The sequence below is a fragment of the Chitinophaga varians genome, assembly GCF_012641275.1.
GTDB lineage: Bacteria > Bacteroidota > Bacteroidia > Chitinophagales > Chitinophagaceae > Chitinophaga > Chitinophaga varians_A.
Window position 1 is genome coordinate 2,124,250 of sequence record NZ_JABAIA010000001.1, and the last position, 22,800, is coordinate 2,147,049.

Genomic DNA, 22,800 nt, shown 5'->3' on the forward strand with positions numbered 1-22,800 from the left:
AATGATTAAAATCCGGCACTTACCGAGAAAGAAACCGTATTGGCAAATGGATAATCTATACCGCGTTCCCTTTTGATGGTAGATAAGCGGAAGATATCGTTCATATAGGCATTTAGCCGCAGGTAGGACATCCGCCAGTTTCTCACCACCTGGTTGGGCAATTCATATCCCAAATTGATAGACTCTCCCGCCAGTGTGTTTTCCCGTTGTACAAAGCGGGAAGTCATCGGCGGAATGTTGGCTGCGATGGCATCATTGTTCTGTGTCAGCGAAATACTTCTGAATTTGGCAATGTCGCCCGGCTGTCTCCAGCGGTCGTACAAAGCGCGGCGGTCCTGGTTCAGCAAAATATCCCTGGAGTTGATATTTTCCACTTTGTTGTACAACGCCTCGTTGAATACATCGGCCCCCGTGCGGTAACGCAGGTAAACACCTACTGTAAACCCTTTGTATGCGAGGTTGGTACCGATAATTCCTTCCAGTCCGGGACGGGCATCGCCTACCACCACTTCATCTGCTGCGTCATAATTGAAAGTCAGTGAACCATCTTTTTTGATCAGCACTTCTCTTCCGGTGCCAGGATCGATACCGGCAGAACGTACGGCCCATATCGCAGTGGGACTGCCACCGTCATAGTAGCGCTCCAGGTTTTTAGTGCGGTTCTCCTTATTAAGCACGTCCAGCCGGTTGGCCATGTTATCATAACGGGCATTTTCATGTTTGGCGGAGAAGTTGATGCTCCAGTTAATGCGCTCCTGCGGCTTGTACCAGGGCGATACGCTGAGCATGAAGTTATAACCGTTACCTACCTGCTTACCCAGATTGGTCAGGTAAGTTTTAGTACCTACAGACGTGGGCAGGCTGATTTGCGCTACCAGCGGGTCGGTAATACGGTTATACACATCAGCGTTGAACCGCAGGCGGTTGTTAAAAAGGATAACGTCGGCGCCTATATTTTTGTCCATGGTTTTCTGCCACAACAGGTCCGGATTGCCAAATGCGTCGATCACGGCGCCTACACCGAAATCATTCACGGTATAGGTGTTGTATCTGTAAGTGGTAAATGACTGGTAGGTGGAAAAGTTCTGATTGCCCGGCGTACCAACGGAGCCACGTAACTTCAGGAAGGTGATCCAGCTGATTTCCCGCAGCGCGGCTTCCTTGTGCAGGTTCCAGGAAAGGCCGACCGACCAGGAAGTGGTAAAGAAGTTGTTGGAACCGAATACGGAAGAGCCGTCGAGGCGGTAATTCACGTCCACCATGTATTTCCCGTCCAGCATATAGCCGGCGTTGAGATAAGCGCTGGTGCTGCGGGTAGTGGATTCTGAAGAAGAAGATTTACCGTTGGGCGGATAACCGGCCGCGAAAGCAGGTGAAGAAACGCCTGGCGGCAGGCCAATCACCGTATAGCCTTCACCGGTATTACGGAACTGCTGGAATTTCCAGCCGCCCACGGCATTGATCTGATGGCGGTTATTGATCAGTTTACCGTAGATAGCGGTCAGTTCACCATCGTAATTGAAGACAGCTGTCTGGTTGCCGGTATAGCTGCCTCTTTCGGTAGGCACCTTTTTAGCAAAGGTGGTATGACGGGCATCGGTAAATATTTCCTGTTTACCATCCTCCCTGGTGATCCCCAGGCGGCCTCTCACCCTGAGGTCCTGGTCCATTTCCCATTCCGCCATAAAATTGTTCACCACACTGAAATTGCGTGTTACGTCAAAATTGCCCAGGGAAGCGTTCCACAGCGGATTGGTGGTTGTGTCCACACCACCGGCGGCTTTGGTCCTTCTCTCCAGGTAAGGTTGCAGGGTACCGTCCTGATCACGTTTGCGATAGTACGGACTGGCCTGTGCAAAGGCCTGGAAAGATCCATAAGGCGATTCTTTCGCGGTGAAAAAGTTAATGCTGAGATTATTGTTAAAGCTGAATTTATGCTTGCGGTATACCAGCTTCACATTAGCGCCCCCGATATCGCGGCCGGAGCCTTTCATGGCACCGGCGATTTTTTTGTAGTTGGCGCCGGCGCTGTACCTCATCTGATTGTCGCCACCTTCCACGTACAGGGAATGCCCGGTAGTAAAGCCGGTGCGCAGCGGTTCACTGAGCCAGTAGGTGTTCACACCACGCTGAATTTCTGCCAGCCGGTCGCTGTAGGCCTGTTCCAGCTCTTTCTGCAATATTTGGTCATTTTCCCAGCCCTGCAGCACTTTAAACCTCCCTGACACCCGTTCAAATTCGAGCTTTTCAGCAGCGTTCATCAGGTTATAATCATGCAGGTCGGGAATGGTGACGCTGTTGTCAGTGGTATAGTATACCCGCAGCTCACCAGGTTTTGGTTTTTTGGTTTCGATAACGATGACGCCGTTGGCCGCTTTGGACCCGTATATAGCGGTAGAAGCCGCATCTTTCAGGATGGTCACGCTTTCCACGCGGTTGATGTCCAGGTCTACAATGGTACGCAGACTCGTCTCGAAGCCATCGAGGATAAACAGTGGTTGGTTAGGATCGGTACCAAACTGCTCTTTTAGTCCGAGTACGCTGGTTTTGCCGCGTATTTCCAGGTTGGGCATCACGTTGGGGTTAGAGCCCATCAGGTTATTTTCGAATACGGTAAAAGAAGGATCGAGGGAACGGAGGCTCTGCACGATGTTCTGGTTACCGATTTGTTTCAGTTCTTTGGCCGTATAGGTGGACGCAGAACCGGTGAAACTTTCTTTTGTTCGTTCATAGATGCCCGTTACCACGACCTCTTTGATCTTTGACGCATCTTCATCAAGAATGATATTGGAAGCGCCGTTCACCGGCATCTCCACGGTTTTGTAACCTACGAAGCTGACTACCAGTATGTCTCTGGGACTGACAGTGATGTCAAATTTCCCGGCTGCATCGGTGTGCGTACCGTGTGCTTTGCCTTTCACCCGGATGGTGACGCCGGGTATCTGTTGCAGGTGTCCTTTGCTGTCGCGCAGCGACACGGAGCCGCGGACGCGGATGCTCTGGTCCTGCTGACCGGCATGGCTTATGATCACGGCGGCGGCTACACGGGCAGGCGCGCTTTTCACGATCACCTGGTTACCAACGACCGTATACTGTACGTCGTCATTAAAAATATCGTGCAGTACCTGCTTTAAGGCCGCGTCGCTGGCCCGGATGGTGACAGCCTGGGCCCTGTTGATCTGGCTGCCGTCGTACACAAAGTTCAGATTGGTTTGTTTTTCGATTTCTGACAGTACAACAGCTATAGGTTGGTTATTGGCTTTCACAGTCACTTTCCGGTTCAGCGGGGAAGTATCCTGTGCTCTTGCCGGCGAGGCCGACAGGAGAATGGCAGCCATTGCCAGGGGGCAGTACATACGGGTGCCGCAACGGGTGATGTACCGTAGATAATTTTTACTCATGGCTAAGGCGTTTTAGCTGGTGGCTAAAGCATTTTGGTTGGTAATGATGGTTCTATGCGCTATTTCTTTACGGGCAAGTGCACATATATCGTGTCGTTCAGTTGTTCAAAATGATAATCATATAAAGCAGTCAGTGTTTGTAATATCTCCGGTAAAGTTTTGTTGCTGAAATTGGCATTGAGCTTACGTTCTTTGCTGATGCCCGGGTCGAGTACGATGGTAACGCCGTAGGCATTGGACAGGGATTCGCAGACAGCCTGCAGGGAGGTGTCTGTAAACTGCAGCTCCCGGGTACGCCATGCCAGCTGGTTGTTACCGGCAGAGGAGTCCACTTTTATTTCCCCGGTGCGGGTATTGCAGGAGGCGCCCTGGCCGGCCCGCAAACGGAGGGAATGTTGCTGATGTGCCACGGCCACGCTGCCGGTGAGCACATATACCTGTATGGTGGTATTGGCCGCCTTTACATTGAAGGAGGTACCCAGCACATGGATCTGTGCCGGGCCGCTCACGACAGTAAAGGGATGCACAGGATTAGTGACAATATCAAAAAAGGCTTCCCCGGCTGTCAGCTCCACTTGTCTTTCCCTGCCTTTGAATGCAGCGGGGTATCTGATGGAGGCCTGTTTGTTCAGGTAGATTTTAGAGCCGTCTGCCAGCAACACAGAATCGGGACGGTTGGTGGTGGTTTTGGCGATCCACTGTATGCGGGTGCGTGAGTACTGCCACCATCCGGCAGCCACGGCGATCAGCAGTACTGCGGCCGCAGCAGGCCACCAGCGCCGGCGGCGGACCGTGTTAAGTGTCACTGCCGGGACAGCGGCCTTCGCCTGGTCCAGCAGCTGCAGGAACCTGGCGGTGGCGGCAGGTGCATCTGACTCTTCAAAAAAAGCGGCATGTGGCGCCTGTTCCCACAACAGGCGTACCTGTGCGTACAGTTCCCGGTGCGTGGCACCGGCCGACAGCCACGATTCCAGTTGTGCCTGTAATGCCTTGTCTTCCGGCGATTGCAGGCACAAAAGGATAAAAGAATAATGATCGGTTGGTTTGGTCATCTTACGAAAAAAAGAATGCGCTTTTAAGCTGAGACAAATCAGCAAAAGCCTACCCCTAAAAAGAATTTAAAAATTTTGAGATTTTGAGATTTTTCAGACCGGCAGCAGCCACAGTAGCAGCTTTAAACGGTCCGCGGCCAGTATGGGCCTGTCTGGCGGGTCCAGTAAGGCGGCTTTGAGCTGCCGGAGCGCGATGGTCATCTGGTTTTCCACTGTTTTGACAGACAATTGCAGTTCATGGGCGATTTCCGCGTTCTTCAGCCCCTGGTAGCGGCTTAGTTTGAAGATGCGCCGGCATTGTTCCGGCAAACGTTCCACGGCAGCGTGTATCCGTTCCCGCAGTTCCTGTTCTTCCAGGAAAGTGCAGAGGTAACTTTCTTCCTGTAAATGCCTGATGGTATTGTGGTGTGTTTCCAGCAGCCGGTTACGCTGCAGATGATTGATACACTGATTGATAACAGCGCGGAAAAGATAACTTTTCAGCGCAGCTGCATGTTCCAGGGCAAAATCCTTCTCCCATAAACGGAGAAATACATCCTGGACCGCTTCCTCCGCCTGTTCCCGTTCTCCCAGGTATTTCCGGGCCGTTGCAAAGAGGAGGGGATAAAAATGTTCATATACCCGGGCAAATACCGCACGGTCTCTGGCTTGCAAGCCCTGCAACACCTCTTCGCTGTATAACCCGCTAATCATAAAAAAATAAACGTCAGAAAGGCATAAGTGGGAGCTAAGATAACCCATTACAGGGCGAAAAGGAAATTTTCAAAAAAATTGGCGTTCTGACGGCCAAAAGATAAAAATATGCAAATACTTTTTATAAATTTAGTGGCTTTTAAGCCGTTATTATTAAATTATAAATTTCCACGTTATGACGAACAAGATACAGCCCGAGCGCTGTTTGCCCGTGATTGCAATGTCAGGGCTCTCCTCCGGAGCACTGCCGTTTTCCACTCCGACCAGGGATAGCCGGGAATGCCACGATGACCGCTGCTTCAGCCGGTTGTTATGATTTTCTCCGCTATAGGCCGCTCCGGAAAACATGCACGCAGATTAAATGTTATGGACGGTAACCGAATATTGTCTATGGCTGCTATCTTGCCTTTTGATCCGGCACAGCCCAGGCACAACGCGATTTGAAAACTAAAACCACGAAACCTAAATAATATTTTGAAGATGAACCGTAAGTTAAGAATGGGAATGATCGGCGGTGGAAAGGATGCCTTTATTGGCGCTATTCACCGTATTGCCGCCAATATGGACGGCCTGATAGAGCTGGTAGCCGGTGCGCTCAGCATCAACAATGAAGTGGCCGTAGAATCCGGCAAAATGCTGTTCCTCGATCCGGAACGCACCTACCTGGATTTCAAGACCATGCTTCAGAAAGAAGCCGCTATGCCGGCCGACAAGCGTCTCGATTTCGTGACCATCGTCACCCCAAACTTCGCTCACTTTGAACCCGCCATGATGGCGCTGGACCTGGGCTTCAACGTGGTGATCGAAAAACCGATCACTTTCTCCCTGGAAGAAGCCAAACAATTGCAGGCCAAGGTGGAAGCCACCGGTCTCACCCTGCTGCTCACTCACACCTACACCGGCTACCCGATGGTAAAACAGGCACGCCAGATGGTGAAAGACGGCGCACTGGGCAAAATCCGCAAGGTATGGGTAGAATACCCACAGGGATGGCTCAGCAAAATGAGCGAGCGGGAAGGCAATGCACAGGCAGCCTGGAGAACAGATCCCAAAAAATCCGGTAAGGCTGGCGCCATGGGCGATATCGGCACTCACGCCGCCAACCTGGCTGAATATATCAGCGGCGCTAAAATTGAAAAACTGTGCGCCGACCTGAACATTATGGTACCAGGCCGCGCCCTCGATGATGACGGGGCCGTGCTGCTGCGCTTCGATAACGGCGCTGCGGGCGTGCTGATGGCCTCCCAGGTAGCTGCCGGTGAGGAAAACGCACTGAAAATCCGCATATACGGAGAAAAAGGTGGCCTCGAATGGGCTCAACACGAACCCAACACCCTGCTGGTGAAATGGCTCGATAAGCCGACAGAAATTTATCGTGCCGGCGGTGGTTACACCTTCCAGTCCAGCTACATGACCCACAATACCCGCACGCCGGGCGGTCATCCGGAAGGATACCTGGAAGCATTCGGTAACCTGTACCGCAACTTCGCACAGACCCTCTCTGCCAAAATCGACGGCGTACAGCCGTCACCGGAGTCGCTCGACTTCCCCAGCGTGGCAGACGGCGTGCGTGGCATGGCGTTCATCGATAATGTGGTACGCTCTTCACAAAGCGATGCCAAATGGACAAATTTTGACATTTAATATACCACCCCTAACAAGTACGACTATATGAAAACGATCAAAGGTCCTGGTATATTCCTGGCGCAGTTCATGGGAGACGCAGCGCCGTTCAACAGTCTGAAATCCATCTGCGAATGGGCTGCGTCCATCGGCTTCAAAGGCGTACAGATCCCCAGCTGGGACCCACGCCTGATAGACCTGCAAAAGGCCGCCGAAAGCAAAACCTACGCAGACGAAATAAAAGGTATTGTCAACGCCGCAGGCCTGGAAATCACAGAGCTGAGCACCCACCTGCAGGGCCAGCTGGTAGCCGTTAACCCCGCTTTCACGGAGATGTTCGACGGTTTCGCGCCGGCACAGTACCACAACAATATACAGGCCCGCACCGAGTGGGCCGTAAACCAGCTGAAATACGCTGCCAAAGCCAGCCGCAACCTCGGCCTCAATGCGCACGCCACTTTCAGCGGCGCACTGCTGTGGGCGCCCGCCATGTACCCCTGGCCACAACGGCCGGCAGGACTGGTGGAAGCTGGTTTCGCTGAACTGGCCAAACGCTGGCTGCCGATCCTCAACGAATTCGACGCCAACGGCGTGGACGTATGCTACGAAATACATCCCGGCGAAGACCTCCACGACGGCGCCAGCTACGAACGTTTCCTCGAAGCTACCGGCAACCACGCCCGGGCATGCCTCCTGTACGATCCCAGCCACTTCGTGCTACAATGCCTCAACTACCTGGAATATATCGATATTTACCACGAGAGAATAAAAGCCTTCCACGTAAAAGACGCGGAATTTAATCCTACCGGCCGCTCCGGCGTATACGGCGGATACCAGGCCTGGATAGACCGTCCCGGCAGGTTCCGCTCCCTCGGCGACGGACAGGTGGACTTTAAATCCGTGTTCAGTAAGCTCACCCAATACGATTTTGCCGGTTGGGCCGTTATGGAATGGGAATGCTGCATGAAACACCCGGAAGACGGTGCCCGCGAAGGCGCGCCGTTTATCAAGGACCACATCATCCGCGTGACCGAAAAAGCGTTCGACGACTTCGCCGGTGCCGCTACCGATGACGCGTTCAACAAAAGGGTATTAGGCATTTAGGAATTTTCGAATTTAGTTATTTAGATATTTTGACTTGGTGAGACAGGTCAAGATCAATAGGGAAAGCTATCGGATGAATAAACAAAACATATTCATCCACCGAAAAAATAACACACAGACGGAAAAAACAAACAACAAACACCGATCAAGTAAACAAATAACAAAATAAAAAAATCACACAATGAAAAAGAGGTATCTGGCACCGTTTGTATTCAGCGCGCTGTTTTTTGCAGCTTGCGGCGGAGGTGATAAAAAAGCGGAACAAGAAACTACTAAAACCACCCAGGAAAACAATGCCGTGGACAACTCCATGGTGTCTCCGGGCGCAGACAAACCAGCCAGCAAAGGAGAGCAACTGATGGCACAAAGCGATTGCAAAACCTGCCACAAAGAAGAAATCAAAGTGATCGGGCCCGCATTGAAAGACATCGCCGGCAAATATCCCAACACTCCTGAAAATGTGGATAAACTGGCAGACAAAATCATCAAAGGCGGTTCCGGCAACTGGGGTGAAGTGGCCATGCTCCCACATCCTAACGTTTCAAAAGAAGATGCGAAAGAAATGGTACAGTACATCCTGTCCATCGGAAAATAATGGCTTTTCCATCATCATTCAATCATAGTAAATGAAAAAAATCATCATCGGAGCCTTTATGCTGGGTGCTATCACCGGCGCCACAGCGGTAAAGGCACAGAAAGTAAATAGCCTCTCTGCCAAAGAGAAAAAGGAAGGATGGCAACTGCTGTTTGATGGTAAAACCACCAACGGATGGCATACCTACCTGCAAGATGCAGCCAGCCCCGCCTGGAAAGTGGCGGACGGCGCACTCAAATTTGATGTGGACGCCAAGAAAAACGGCGCCCCCGGCGGTGACCTCGTTACCAACGGCGAATACGAAAACTATGAGCTGAGCATCGACTGGAAAATTTCAGAAGGCGGCAACAGCGGCGTCATCTTCAGCGTACATGAAGATCCTGAATTCAAAGCTACTTATCTCACCGGCCCTGAAATGCAGGTGCTCGACGATGATAAACACCCGGATGGCAAAATCAACAAACACAACGCCGGCGACCTCTACGACCTCGTGAAATCCTCACAGAAAGCGGTTAAACCCGTAGGTCAGTGGAACACCGCCAAAATTGTGAAAAAAGATGGTCATCTGAGCCTCTGGCTCAACGGCATAAAAACCGTGGAAACAACCATGGGCACTCCTGAATGGGACGCGCTGGTGGCCAACAGTAAATTTAAAGACTGGAAAGGCTTTGGCAAATACGCCAAAGGTCACATCGCTCTCCAGGACCACGGCAACAAAGTATGGTACCGTAATATCAAACTGAAGGCGCTGTAATCTTTTTCAGATATTTTTTTTGACAAAGGCGCAAGGCAGCAAAGAAGAAGTTCCTTTTTCCCTGCCCTGCGTCTTTTGCTTTTGGATGCTACAATTACCACGAACATGAGAACATTCACCGCTTTTATTGCGCTATTGCTGGCTGCCTCCCTTTGTGCGCAGGCCAGTAAAAAACACAAGGCCAGAAAAGTACTGGTCTTTTCAAAAACAAAAGGCTTCCGCCACGACTGTATCCCCGTTGCCAAAGCCGCTATCATGCAACTGGGCAAAGACAACGGCTTCGATGTGGACACCACCGAAGACGCCTCGGCCTTCACTGCCGCTAACCTGAAAAAATATGCCGCCGTGATCTTCAGTTGCACCACCGGCGACGTACTGGACAGTGCCCAGCAGGTGGCCTTCCAGCAGTATATCCACAAAGGCGGCGGCTGGATGGGCATCCACGCAGCCACGGATACGGAATACGACTGGCCATGGTATAACAAACTGGCCGGCGCCTGGTTTCTCAGTCACCCGAAACAACAACAGGCCACCCTCCGCGTAACAGACCACAACCATCCCGCCACCCGCCATCTGCCGGATGAATGGGTCCGCAAAGACGAATGGTATAACTTCAAAGACCTTAACCCGGACGTGCACGTGCTGGTCAAAATAGATGAATCCACCTATGAAGGCGGCAAAAACGGGGATAATCACCCCATGTGCTGGTACCACGACTTTGAAGGCGGCCGTGCTTTCTATACCGAAATGGGCCATACCAAAGAATCATATCAGGACCCTGTATACCTGCAACACCTGCTGGGTGGCATTCAGTATACCATGGGCATTAAAAATGCTAACTAAATAATCCCGATGAAGCAAACCATTAAGCTCTTGCTGCTGCTGGCGTTGGTGGCCACAGCAGGCTGTAACAAATCGCGCCCCGGACAACCGCGGGTGCTGGTATTCACCAAAACCACCGCTTTCCGCCACGCTTCCATACCAGCGGGCATAGCAGCCCTTCAAAAGCTCGGCAAGGAAAACGGTTTCGAGGTAGACACTACCGAAAATGCCAACCGCTTCAATGAAGACTCCCTGCAACAATATGCGGCGGTGATCTTCCTTAACACCACCGGCGATGTGCTCAATACCGCACAGGAAGCGGACTTCGAAAGATACATACAGGCCGGCGGCGGATATGTAGGCATTCACGCCGCCACCGACACCGAATATGAATGGGGCTGGTACAACCACCTGGCCGGCGCCTATTTTCTCAGCCATCCTCCCGGCACCCACAAGGCGACCGTGGAAGTGGTCAACAAATCATTTCCCGCTACGGCCGGGCTGCCCGATAAATTCCAACATACAGACGAATGGTACAACTTTAAAAAGAGGGACACCACCACCACTGTACTGTTGAAAGTAGATGAAAAAACCTACGAAGGCGGCACCATGAACAACGACCATCCCGTGAGCTGGTACCATGAATACGACGGCGGCCGCGCTTTCTATACCGCCCTTGGTCATACCGATGAGTGCTATACCGACAGCCTGTTCCTGAAACATGTGCTCGGCGGCATCCAGTACGCCGTTGGCAAAAACCTAGTGCTCGACTACAGCAAAGCCACCACCCTGCGCACACCGGATGAAAACCGCTTCACCAAAAACGTGCTCACCTCCGGCCAGTTCTTTGAACCTACGGAGATGACCATCCTGCCTAACCTCGACATCCTCGTGGCACAACGCCGCGGTGAACTGATGCTGTACAAACAGGCAGATAAAACACTCACCCAGGCAGGCTTCCTGAAAGTGTACTACAAAACGGAAGTGCCCCACGTCAATGCAGAAGAAGGCTTCCTTGGCCTCGCCGCTGACCCGGACTTCAAAGACAACCACTTTATCTATGTGATGTATTCTCCCGTAGATACTTCCGTCAACCGCCTTTCCCGCTTTAAGTTTGAAAACAACCAGCTGGACATGGCTTCCGAAAAAGTGGTCCTGCAGTTCTATTCCCAGCGCGACATCTGCTGCCATACCGGTGGCTCCATCGCCTTCGGACCGGATAAACTGCTGTACCTGTCTACCGGCGATAATACCACGCCATTCGATGAACCAGGCCAGAAATACGCCAGTAACGGTTACGGCCCTACGGACGATCGTCCCGGGCACCTGCAATACGATGGCCGGCGCTCTTCCGCCAACACCAATGATCTGCGGGGTAAAATCCTGCGCATCAAAGTGGCAGCTGACGGCTCCTACAGCATACCGGAAGGGAACCTCTTCCCTAAAGGCACGCCTAACACCCGTCCGGAAATATATGCCATGGGCACACGCAACCCTTACCGCATCTCCGTAGACAGAAAAACCAGTTACGTCTATTGGGGCGAAGTAGGGCCCGACGCCAACAACGACGATCCTAACCGCGGCCCCCGCGGATACGATGAAGTGAACCAGGCCAAAAAGCCCGGCAACTATGGCTATCCCATGTTCATCGCCGACAACAAACCGTACCACGCCTATAATTACGAAACAGGCGAAGCCGGTCCGGCGTTTGATCCTAAAAAACCGATCAACAACTCCCGTAACAACACCGGTCTGAAAGAGCTGCCACCGGCAGTTCCCGCCTTTATCTGGTACCCTTACGGCAAGTCAGATGAATTCCCCATCGTGGGCAGCGGCGGCCGCAATGCCGAAGCAGGCCCCGTATACTACAGCGAATTCTATCCGAAAGAAACCCGTTTCCCGGATTACTACAATGGTAAACTGTTTATCTACGACTGGATCCGTGGCTGGATCATGGCCGTTACCATGGATAAAAACGGTGATTTCTCCAAAATGGAGAAATTTATGCCCGGTACCAAACTGAATGCTCCCATCGATATGGAAATGGGCCCTGACGGCCGTTTGTACGTACTGGAATATGGCAATGGCTGGTTCAGCAAAAACCCGGACGCAGCGCTCTCCCGTATTGATTATAACGGCGGCAACCGCGCACCGCAGGCTGAAATTCATACCACACAACTCACCGGCGCCCTGCCGTTTAAAGTGAAACTGTCTGCCGAAGGCTCTGTAGATCCTGACGGCGACAAGCTCACCTACCTCTGGTATTTCGGTAACGGCAGCAAAAAGGAAACCACCGAACCGTCTGTGGAAATGACCTACACCACCGCCGGCGAATACAATGTGTACGTAGAAGTACAGGACGGTAAAGGCGGTAAGACAAAAAGTAAGGAGATCGCGCTGTATGCCGGCAATGAAACACCACAGGTCTCTATTGCGCTGCAAGGCAACCAGATGTTCTATTTCCCCGGCAAACAGGTACATTATACCGTTAGTGTTAGTGATAAGGAAGACGGCACCAGCGCCAGCGGAAAACTCGACGCCGGCAATATCTTCGTGAAAGCAGATTATGTGCAGGGCAGCGATAAAGCCGCTATGCCACAGGGCCACCAAATCATTACCGGCGCCATCGCAGGTAAAAACATCATGGAGGTATCTGACTGTAAAACCTGTCACAAGCCGGATGAAAAATCTATCGGGCCATCTTTCAAACAGATCACCGAGAAATACAAAAACGATCCTGCCGCACCGGACGCGCTTGCGAAAAAGATCATCAACGGCGGCGGCGGCGTATGGGGCGAAACGGCCATGTCTGCCCACCCGGGCCTTTCCAACGGAGAAGCACACCAGCTGGTGGAATACATCTTCTCCCTGGGCGGCAACGCGCCCAAAGTGGCGTCACTGCCTACCACCGGCAGCCTGGACCCCACACTGGGCAACGAGCTGAAAGACAACGGCGCACTGTTGATCCTGGCCAGCTACACCGATAAGGGAGCACCGGGCATTAAGCCAATTACCGGCACTGCCGCTGCACAGCTGCTGAACCCCAAACTGCCTGCTGCAGGCTTCAGCAAAGCAGACGGCGTTTCTACTTTTGAAGTCAATGGTATGAAACTGTTGATCCCTGCCACGGCCAACGGCTGGGTGGTGTACAACGATCTCGACCTGACAGGCGTCAACGGTATCGATGTTACCTATATGGTACAGGACCAGCAACAACAGGGCTTTGTAGTGGAAGCATTCCTCGATAACGCCAATGGTACCCGTTTGGGTGAAACCACGATAGGACCGGGCGCTCAACCGAAAGTGCCAAATAAGGCCAGCATCAGTTTTGCACCGGTTACCGATGGCAAAAAACATCATCTCTATCTCAAAATCAGACCTACCGATCCGGGTAAACAGGTGCCCCTGGGCATCGCTTCGTTTACACTTCGGGGTTAGTATTAAAAAGAAAGGAGACCTTACCGGTCTCCTTTCTTTTTAATGTACCTCCTCAAAAATAAAAGGCCCTGCAGTCAACGCAGGGCCTTTGCTTGTATGCATTCGAACGGGTCACTTTTTCGGTTTGTTGCTCATAAAGAACGTGATATTTCCGCCGTCCATGATCTCACGGTGCGTAATATAAAGGCGGTCTAAAGGTTTTCCATTCAGTAAAACTTTCTGCACATATACATTCTTATCACCCTGATTTTTTACATCGATCACAAACGTTTTACCGTTTTCCAGTTGCAGGGTGGCCTTGTCTACCGCAGGACTGCCTAACGCGTACTGGTCGGAGCCGGGGCACACGGGGTAAAATCCAAGGGAGCTGAAAATATACCAGGCGCTCATTTGTCCGCAGTCGTCGTTGCCGCCGAGGCCATCAGGGCCGGGATGGTACATTTTCTTCAGGATCATGCGTATGCGCTCCTGTGTCTTCCACGGATAGCCGGTCCAGTTATAGAGGTATGCCACGTGGTGAGAAGGTTCGTTGCCGTGTACATAGTTGCCGATGATGCCATCGCGGGTGATGTCTTCTGTTTCGGCAAAATATTTATCCGGCAGCTCCATCGTGAACAACGAATCGAGGTGTTGTGTGAATTGTTTTTTACCACCCATCATGGCAATCATATCGTCCGGGTTGTGCGGCACATAGAGGCTGTAATTCCAGGCATTGCCTTCAATGAAGCCCTGGTCATGGGTTTGCAGCGGGTCAAAGGCGGCTTTGAAAGTGCCGTCGTTCAGGCGGGGACGCATAAAGCCGGAGGCTTTATCGTAAACATTTTTATAGTTGGCCGCCCGTTTGATAAATTCATTGTAGATGTCTGTTTTACCCAGTTTCTGAGCGATCTGCGCAATACACCAGTCATCATAGGCATATTCCAGTGTTTTGGAAACAGATGAGCCGTTTTTGTCTTCCGGCACATACCCCATGTCCATATAGTATCCCAGCCCGTCGTAAGTGCGGTGGCGGGCAGTGGTCACACAGGCTTCCAGCGCTTTGTTCACGTCGAAAGGGGCGTTGCCTTTCATGATGGCGTCTGCAATCACGGACACGCTGTGGTAGCCGATCATACACCAGTTTTCATTGGCATAGTGCGACCATACCGGCAGCATTTTCTGCACGCTCTGCTCGTAATGGTGCAACATAGACTGTACCATGTCGGCGTTGCGTTTAGGCTGTACCACGTTAAAAAGCGGGTGTAGCGCGCGGTAGGTGTCCCACAGCGAGAAAGTGGTATAATTCGTATATCCGTTAGCGGTATAATTGTTCTGGTCCAGTCCGCGGTATTGTCCGTCTACGTCCATATAGGTAGTTGGATTAATAAACGCGTGGTACATGGCGGTGTAGAAATTTTCTTTCTCTTCGCGGCTACCGGAAGCGATTTGTATTTTGTTCAGTTCTTTTGTCCACAGCGCCTGTCCTTCTCTTTTTACCTGTTCAAAATCCCAGCCGGGTATTTCTGTTTGCAGGTTTTTGAGCGCACCTGCGGTGCTTACCGGGGAGATGGCAAATTTGATTTTTATTTTTTCGCCTTCAGTGGTATTGAAATCGAAGTAAGCCCTTATCTGGCGGCCGGCCATTTCAGGGAAATTTTTTGCCTGGTCAAACTTGCGGTAAAAGCCTTTATATACGTCGTTGGCGTAGTTACGATGACCGTATTCTTTAAAAGGCTTTGAAAACGTCATGGCGAAATAGACGGTCCGGGTACGCGCCCACCCGCTGGTTTGCCGGTAGCCTGTAATCAGCGTATCGTTTTCCACACGTACAAAAGTCCACACGTTTTTGTTGGGATAGTTGTAGATGCCGGACATCAGGTCGAGGATGATGTGCGACTGATTTGAAGCAGGAAAAGTATACTGATGAAAGCCCACACGGTTGCTGGCAGTGAGCTCGGCGAGGATATTGTCATCGTCCAGTTTTACTTTATAATAAGCCGGTTCCGCCACTTCAGTGCTGTGCGAAAACCTGCTGCGGTAGCCGCTTTCCGGATGGTCTGCCGTTCCGGGGTTCAGCTGCAGCGTACCGGTAGTGGGCATGATCAGGAAATCGCCAAGGTCGGAATGCCCTGTGCCGCTAAAATGCGTGTGACTAAAACCCACGATGGTTTTATCCTCATATTGATAGCCTGCGCAGTATTTGTATACGTCCTTGTTGTATTTGCCGTTCATCTCATAGGAGAGCGTGTCCGTTTCGGGACTGAGCTGCACCGCGCCAAAAGGTACAGTGGCGCCGGGATAGGTGTGTCCCATACGTTGGGTGCCCGTGATCGGTTTTACGTAGGACAACACATTCTCCTGCGCCCGGAGCGATGTACAGATACAGCAGAGTATCGATAAGAAAACAAACCTGTTGGTCATCGGTATTAGTTTTTAAAACGTGTCTGGAAAAATGCTACATCCCGAAGAATCGGGATGAATTATTTACAGTGAACAATGAAATTTTTCTATATCGTTTTATTTATTGTCTGTTGAATAGGAATAAGGGAACGCAGCAGGCTGTGTACCTCTTGATTTCTCGGGAGTGGCGCCCATACGGAATGTCAGCTTACCGCCCTTTTGCAGGTCCTGGTGGCTGATCCAGTTTTTCGTATAGGGCTGACCGTTCAGTGAAGCCTGTTGTACGTACAGGTTTTTGGCGCTGTTGCCTGGTGCTTCGATCACCATTTTCTTACCGTCTTCCAGTGTCATGGTGAGTTTGGCGAACAGGGGAGTGCCTAACACGTACTGTTGGGTGCCGGGGCATACCGGGTAGAAGCCCATGGCAGAGAATACATACCAGGCGGAAGTTTGCCCGTTGTCTTCATCGCCGCAATAGCCGTCAGGCGTAGCTTTGTAAAGGCGCTCCATCACCTGGCGGATCCAGTACTGTGTTTTCCACGGCTGGCCGGCATAGTTATAGAGGTAGATCATATGCTGGATAGGCTGGTTGCCGTGGGCATACTGTCCCATGTTCATGATCTGCATTTCACGGATTTCGTGGATCACGGTACCATAGTAGCTTTCATCATATACCGGCGCCATCTTGAAAACAGAGTCCAGCATATTGGCGAAGGATTCGCGGCCGCCCATCAGGCCCGCCAGGCCCTGTACGTCGTGGAATACGGACCAGGTATAGTGCCAGCTGTTGCCTTCCGTGAAGGCATCGCCCCATTTGAAAGGATTGAATGGTGACTGGAAACGGCCGTCTTTATTTTTACCGCGCATCAGTTTTGTTTCCGGGTCAAAGAGGTTCCGGTAGTTCTGGGAGCGTTTAGCGAAACGGGCGATTTCTTCTTTAGGCCTGTTGAGCGCTTTTGCCAGCTGGTAGATGGTGAAGTCATCGTAGGCATATTCCAGTGTGCGGGCGGCGTTTTCGTTCACGTCCACATCGTAGGGCACGTAACCAAGTTCATTGTAGTATTTCACGCCTTTGCGGCCAACAGAAGTCAGCGGGCCTTCGTTCTCTGTATTTTTCAGGATCGCTTCATACAGGGTGTTGATGTCATAGCCGCGGATACCTTTCAGGTAGGCGTCAGCGATGAGGGAAGCGGAGTTGGAGCCGATCATACAATCGCGGTGACCGGGACTGGCCCATTCAGGCAGCCAGCCGCTTTCCTTGTAGGCGTTGGCCAGGCCTTCCATGATATGGGAACTGAGCGAAGGGTACATCAGCGTAAAGAAAGGATGTACCGCACGGAAGGTATCCCAGAAACCGTTGTCAGTAAACATATAACCGGGCAATACCTGACCGTTGAACGGGCTGTAATGCACCACTTCGTTTTTCGCATTGATTTCATAGAATTTGCGGGGGAACAGCATGGTCCGGTACAGGGAAGAGTAGAAGGTGCTTACCTGATCGGAAGTCCCGCCTTCCACTGACAGCCGGCCCAGTTCCTTGTTCCAGGTGTCTTTTGCTTTCTGGCGGGTAACATCGAACGCGTCTTTGCCTACTTCACGCTGGAGGTTCAGTTCCGCCTGTTCAAAGCTGATGAAGGATGATGCCGTTCTGGCCACCACCTGTTCTCCTCTCTTTGTTTTGAAGCCCACTACTGCGCCGGCATGGTCGGCTTGCAGCTCAAGCTGGTCTTTCAGCAGGGTGGAGTCGCGCCAGGCTGAGGCAACGGTAAATGGTTTATCAAAATAGATAACAAAATAGTTTTTGAAGTTGGACGGTACGCCACCGCTGTTTTTGGTGGTATAACCGATGATCTTCTGTTCTTTGGGTAATATTTTAATATAGGAGCCTTTATCAAATGCGTCTACCACTACGAAGGCGCTGTCTGTGGTTGGGAAGGTAAAACGCAGCTGGGCAGCCCGTTCTGTGGGGGTGATTTCGGTGGTCACGTCCGCATCTGCCAGGTATACGCTGTAATAGTAGGGTTTGGCCACTTCCGTTTTATGGGAGAACCAGCTGGCCCTTTTGTTCTGGTCAAATTTCAGGCTACCGGTAACGGGCATCACTGCAAACTGGCCATAGTCGTTGATCCAGGGAGAGGGCTGGTGTGTTTGTTTAAAGCCCCTGATTTTATCGGCAGTGTACTGATAGGCCCATCCGTTGCCCATGACGTTTGTCTGGGGCATCCAGAAGTTCATCCCCCATGGCAGGGCGATGGCAGGATAGGTGTTGCCGTTTGACAGGCTTACTTTAGAATCGGTGCCCATGAGGGTGTTGACCCATTCCACCGGTTCAGCCACTTTGTATACTGTCTGGCTTTGTGCGCCATGCAGGCATAATAAAGCAGCTGCCAGCATTCCAACTTTTTTCATGTTGTAGTGTTGTTTCTTGGTAATTCGGTACCAGCGGCAAAGGCGCAGGGAGGATGATCAGGCAGGGGCCCAAATTTCCCCACTTTCACCGGCCGGTATTTCATTACGTGCAATTATTAGAAAAATCGATTTAGCATCAATACAGAAAAAAAAGATTCATCGAATCCTCTTCCTGTTTCCGGAGTTTTTAAACTCCTTTATTTCTCCGGAAACAGTTTTTAAATGTATACATATTTTTGGATCTATCGCAGGTATTGACCATTTTTTTGCCGGAAAATGGATAAACGGTGCGGCAACACGAGGTGCGCCTACGCGGAGCCTCGCACAATAAACCGGCCCGGCAGCTCTACTGCAGGGTTTTTAATAGGCACTGGTTTTTTGCCCAGCTGCTGCATCAGCATGGCGATCGCCGTTTTAGCGATGCCTTCTATCGGCTGCTCTATCACAGAGATGCCTGGCGGATACAGGCGGAAGATATCATGGTCATCGAAACAGATCACAGACACGTCATCGGGCATACGGAGACCGAGACGGGCAATAGCTTCCAGACCGAGGATACCCAGGTAATTGGTAGCAAAAAATATGGCTTCTATATCAGGATTGTTGCCGATGAACTCCTGCATCTCCCGGAGAGCATCTTCCCGGAGCTTGTGGTATTTCAGGTGCAGCACATGTTTCTTACGCAGGGGAAGCTTGTGTTCTTTCAGCGCAGTCACATAGCCGCGCAGACGCTCTTCCAGCTGGATCAGCTTCACGTCCACCGTCACAAAGGCGATACGGGTAAAACCCTTTTCTATCAGGTGTTTCATGCCCTGCTGCACGCCACCGAAATTATCGATCAGCACATAAGGCGCCTTGATAGAAGGAAAATAGCTGTCCATCAGCACTACCGGCTTATGATGCTGTACCAGCTGCTGTATCTCCTTTTCCATACCGGGCGCAGGGGTGATCAGGTAGCCGTCCACCATCTGGCGGCCCAGCATCCGTATCAGTTCACCTCCTTTCTGGGCATTGTTTTCCGTGCTGCAATACACCACATTATAGCCCATCAGCTCCGCTTCCGTTTCGATTGTTTTGGCAAGACTGGCAAAGAAACTGCCGGAAATGGTTTCCACGATCAGGCCCAGCGTTTTGGACTGGCCGGTACGCAGGTTGACCGCCACCCGGTGGGGCTCGTAACCGGACTTCTCCACTACCTGTATGATTTTGGCCGCGACTTCATCGCGTATCCGCATCTGTTTCCCTTTACCGTTGAGTACAAACGATACAGTAGAAGGTGCCACACCGGCCATTTTAGCGACATCCTTAAGCGTAAGTCTCTTCATTCTTGCTTGTTAGTTTGATTGGTTTGGCCATTGCACCACCGCTGATAATTACAGGTTTAGTTGCCGGGTATGCGGGAATGCACGGGGCCGGAAATTACAAAAAACTGTTAAAACAATACAAACTCTCCGTAAAATGGCTATCTTACAGCAACGCGGCCGGACATGTGGATACTATCAGCCTGTAAAATGCGTTATTGGATAAAAACAAAATAAGTACCGGCCAATCAAGCAATTACAACTGATATTGTAGCCAACTTGACATTTTTAACACGCAATATGAAGCAACTCACCCATCTTACAGACCCGGTTTACGTTAAACCCACCCGGGAGACTGTCTTTGACAGGCTTTTCAAGTCAATGATCCGTGACGAGCGCGATCTTCCCTTTGTATACCTTACACTGAAGATTACTTTCACCCTCTGGCCGCTGGCCATCCTGATGTACTGGCCGGGTGTCAACAACTGGCTTTGGTGGACCGCCGCTATTGCCTACCAGTTTTTCAATAATATCACCTTCAAAGGGCCTTTTGGCCTGATGCTGCATTGCACCAGCCACCGCGCCTTCTTTGAAAAAAAATACGGCTTCCTGAATAACTACCTCCCCTGGGTGATAGGCCCGCTGTTTGGACAAACACCGGAGTCCTACTATTCCCACCACATCGGGATGCACCACCCGGAAAACAATATGCCGGACGATGACAGCTGTACCATGATGTACCAGCGCGATTCTTTCAGGGGGTTCCTTCACTACCTCTGGTCTTTCGTGACCTTTGGTGTGTACGATACCGCCAAGTACCATATCCGCAAAAAGAGGAATAAGCTGATGGTAAAGCTGGTCCGCGGCGAACTCTTTTTCATCGGCGCCTGCGTAGGCCTCTCTTTCATCAATTTCCCGGCTACCTTCGTGGTGTTCATTCTGCCATTTGTCATCTCCCGTATCATTATGATGGTGGGCAACTGGGCGCAGCACGCGTTCATCGACGCAGAAGACCCGGACAACTGCTACAAAAACAGCATCACCTGCATCAATACCAAATACAACCATAAATGCTGGAACGATGGCTATCATATCAGCCATCATATTAAACCCAGCATGCACTGGACAGAACATCCGGTATATTTCCGTAAAACGCTGGACGAATACATCTCTAACGATGCGATCGTATTTGATGGCATTCACTTCCTGCATGTATGGTTATGGCTGATGACCAAACGCTATGACCTGCTGGCCAAACACTTCGTCAATATCGGCGACCGTTTCCAGTCAGACGCGGAAATCATCTCTTTCCTGAAACAACGTACGCTTCGTATCAATACCGTCCAGCATGCTGCCGCCGCGGCCGCTGCCTGACATAACTGAGATATCATTAAAAAGCGCTACCGGTAAACCGGTAGCGCTTTTTTTATGCCTGTAAATGACCCCTAGTTGATCCAGCCCGGGTTCTGTACCAGATTGGAATTACGTTCAATCTCACTTTGAGGGATGGCCCAGTAGTAGATATAATCTCCTTTCCAGGAATAGTTGACCACATTGCCGCCCCAGACCTGCTGAATACCGGCGCCGGCGGCAAACGTCTTTTCTCTCCATGTTTTCCAGCGCAGCTCATCGAAATAGTTGATGCCCTCATTCACAAATTCCACCCTGCGCTCGTTACGGATACGTTCACGCATCGCCGTTTGATCACCCACATAAGTCGGTTTGGTAACATCGGCACTCTGCAAAGCAGGCATGCCTACTCTTGCCCGCACCCTGTTGACCAGGTCCAGCGACTGCTGGCTAAAGCCCTGTTCATTCAGCGCTTCCGCCCACATCAGCAACACGTCCGCAAAACGGATCACCGGAAAATCAGTAGGGCCATAAGCACGGTTGATCGTTTCGGTAGCGCCTTCATATACGAACTTCCGGTGCAGGTAATAGAAATATGCTTTGGTATCAGTGGCCAGGTCCCACACAGGCGTGTTATTGGACCGGAAAGGCCACCTGGAAACATACAGCTGGTTGGCGCTGCCATTTACGCCCATGTACTCTGAATAGGGCGTAATAACGTTAGCGGTTAAACGAGGATCGCGGTTGGCGTACGCTGCCTTGATCCTGGCTTCATTGCCACCAGGCAGGTATTTGCTCATATCCAGTCCGCGGCTGCTGGCGGCGGCAATTTCAGCAGCGGTAAGCCCGTCCCTGAAGAAGTACACCTCTCTTTGTGACGCCGGCAGTGAAGTAAACCCGGGGATAACCGTGTTCCAGTCAAACTTGCTGCCATCGGCCTTCTCATACATATCTACCACTACCGGTGAAACCAGGTAGGTATTCCAGCAGGAACCAAAAGAGCTTCTGTTTCCACAGAAAAACTGCGTAGTGGAACCGTAGTTGTTCACCGCAATATTCTGGATAGAGAAAATCATTTCGTCGCTTTGCTCATTCGCTTCTTTGAAGAGCGCTTTATAATCACCCGTAAAGAGCGTGTACCCCGCTTCCTGTACTTTGGCGAAATCGGCCGCGGCAGCAGCCCAGTTGCGGGTATACAGGTATGCTTTACCTCTCAGGGCATAGGCAGCGCCTTTGGTGATATGGCCATAACTCGCATTGCCTTTTCCATATTTAAGCGGCAAATTAGGCTCGTTGATACAGTCCGTCAGATCATTTACCACTACTTTCCAAACGCTGTCTTCTGTTTCACGGCCTTTTGTCGCATCGTCCGCAGTAAATGGCGTGAGATACACCGGTACGCCATGCCACAGCTGGTTCAGACGGGAATAAAAATAAGCGCGCAGGAATTTGGACTCTGCTATGTATTTAGCCTTTTTGTCCGCTGCTGAAGGGGATTTCAACGGTATATTGAAAATAGCATTGTTAGCACGCTGAATACCGTCGTAGAACTGTTTCCAGTTGCTGCTGAACATCCCATTGCTGGGTGTGATGGTACCTACCTGTAACGCGTCCGCATCACGCACCATGCCGCCAACACCGTAACGGTCGAACTGGTATAATTCATTACCTGAAGCACTACCCTGGTCGATATTCAATCGGAGGGCAGCATATACGCCGGCCATGCCCTGATCGGTGAGATTGTCTGTGGTCCACATCTGGGCGTCACTTTCCTGCGTATAGGACACGGTGTCCAGCAGGTTTTTCTTACAGGCGGCTAATGACAGCAGTGCGGTACCGTATATTAATATTCTGAACTTTTTCATACGTTAATTTTTAG

At 51.2% G+C, this 22,800-nt stretch carries 14 protein-coding genes; 7 read left to right on the forward strand and 7 right to left on the reverse strand.

What is annotated here, in order from left to right:
• Window positions 1-5 precede the first annotated feature (5 nt).
• The 3 genes from HGH92_RS08635 to HGH92_RS08645 all read right to left on the reverse strand — a co-directional run bounded on the left by HGH92_RS08635 (window position 6) and on the right by HGH92_RS08645 (window position 5,146).
• The gene (locus HGH92_RS08635) at window positions 6-3,401 is read right to left on the reverse strand and encodes a SusC/RagA family TonB-linked outer membrane protein (RefSeq protein ID WP_168870326.1); all 3,396 of its coding nucleotides are present in this window, start codon (window positions 3,399-3,401) and stop codon (window positions 6-8) included.
• Between the two features lie 59 nt (window positions 3,402-3,460).
• A complete protein-coding gene (locus tag HGH92_RS08640) occupies window positions 3,461-4,453 on the reverse strand; it encodes a FecR family protein (protein WP_168870327.1) in 993 nt (330 codons plus the stop codon).
• A gap of 93 nt (window positions 4,454-4,546) precedes the next feature.
• Window positions 4,547-5,146, reverse strand: a complete 600-nt coding sequence (locus HGH92_RS08645) for an RNA polymerase sigma-70 factor (RefSeq protein ID WP_168870328.1) — start codon at window positions 5,144-5,146, stop codon at window positions 4,547-4,549.
• A 480-nt stretch (window positions 5,147-5,626) separates the two neighbouring features.
• On the opposite strand from HGH92_RS08645, the gene HGH92_RS08650 reads away from it, so the two are divergent.
• The 6 genes from HGH92_RS08650 to HGH92_RS08675 all read left to right on the forward strand — a co-directional run bounded on the left by HGH92_RS08650 (window position 5,627) and on the right by HGH92_RS08675 (window position 13,482).
• Window positions 5,627-6,790, forward strand: coding sequence for a Gfo/Idh/MocA family protein (locus HGH92_RS08650; RefSeq protein ID WP_168870329.1), 1,164 nt, complete (start codon window positions 5,627-5,629; stop codon window positions 6,788-6,790).
• 27 nt (window positions 6,791-6,817) lie between these two features.
• Entirely contained in the window at window positions 6,818-7,873 is a 1,056-nt protein-coding gene (locus HGH92_RS08655; protein ID WP_168870330.1) for a sugar phosphate isomerase/epimerase family protein, read from the forward strand.
• 181 nt (window positions 7,874-8,054) lie between these two features.
• Window positions 8,055-8,468 (forward strand): c-type cytochrome, encoded by a 414-nt coding sequence (locus HGH92_RS08660; protein WP_168870331.1) that lies wholly within the window; start codon window positions 8,055-8,057, stop codon window positions 8,466-8,468.
• A gap of 31 nt (window positions 8,469-8,499) precedes the next feature.
• A complete protein-coding gene (locus HGH92_RS08665) occupies window positions 8,500-9,222 on the forward strand; it encodes a DUF1080 domain-containing protein (protein WP_168870332.1) in 723 nt (240 codons plus the stop codon).
• 105 nt (window positions 9,223-9,327) lie between these two features.
• A complete protein-coding gene (locus tag HGH92_RS08670; RefSeq protein ID WP_168870333.1) occupies window positions 9,328-10,065 on the forward strand; it encodes a ThuA domain-containing protein in 738 nt (245 codons plus the stop codon).
• 9 nt (window positions 10,066-10,074) lie between these two features.
• On the forward strand, window positions 10,075-13,482 hold the full coding sequence (locus HGH92_RS08675) for a ThuA domain-containing protein (RefSeq protein WP_168870334.1): 3,408 nt from the start codon (window positions 10,075-10,077) through the stop codon (window positions 13,480-13,482).
• A gap of 111 nt (window positions 13,483-13,593) precedes the next feature.
• On the opposite strand, the gene HGH92_RS08680 is transcribed toward HGH92_RS08675, so the two are convergent.
• The 3 genes from HGH92_RS08680 to HGH92_RS08690 form a co-directional block, all read right to left on the reverse strand.
• On the reverse strand, window positions 13,594-15,882 hold the full coding sequence (locus HGH92_RS08680) for a GH92 family glycosyl hydrolase (protein WP_168870335.1): 2,289 nt from the start codon (window positions 15,880-15,882) through the stop codon (window positions 13,594-13,596).
• Between the two features lie 96 nt (window positions 15,883-15,978).
• Window positions 15,979-18,270: a GH92 family glycosyl hydrolase gene (locus HGH92_RS08685; protein ID WP_168870336.1), complete on the reverse strand. Its 2,292-nt coding sequence runs from the start codon at window positions 18,268-18,270 to the stop codon at window positions 15,979-15,981.
• 308 nt (window positions 18,271-18,578) lie between these two features.
• Window positions 18,579-19,595 carry a LacI family DNA-binding transcriptional regulator gene (locus HGH92_RS08690; RefSeq protein WP_168870337.1) on the reverse strand — a complete coding sequence of 339 codons (1,017 nt, stop codon included), beginning with the start codon at window positions 19,593-19,595 and terminating at the stop codon, window positions 18,579-18,581.
• A 276-nt stretch (window positions 19,596-19,871) separates the two neighbouring features.
• On the opposite strand from HGH92_RS08690, the gene HGH92_RS08695 reads away from it, so the two are divergent.
• The gene (locus HGH92_RS08695; protein WP_168870338.1) at window positions 19,872-20,945 is read left to right on the forward strand and encodes a fatty acid desaturase family protein; all 1,074 of its coding nucleotides are present in this window, start codon (window positions 19,872-19,874) and stop codon (window positions 20,943-20,945) included.
• A gap of 71 nt (window positions 20,946-21,016) precedes the next feature.
• Here HGH92_RS08695 and HGH92_RS08700 read toward each other — a convergent pair whose 3' ends face one another.
• Complete coding sequence (locus HGH92_RS08700) at window positions 21,017-22,786, reverse strand: RagB/SusD family nutrient uptake outer membrane protein (protein WP_168870339.1); 1,770 nt, start codon at window positions 22,784-22,786, stop codon at window positions 21,017-21,019.
• Window positions 22,787-22,800 lie beyond the last annotated feature (14 nt).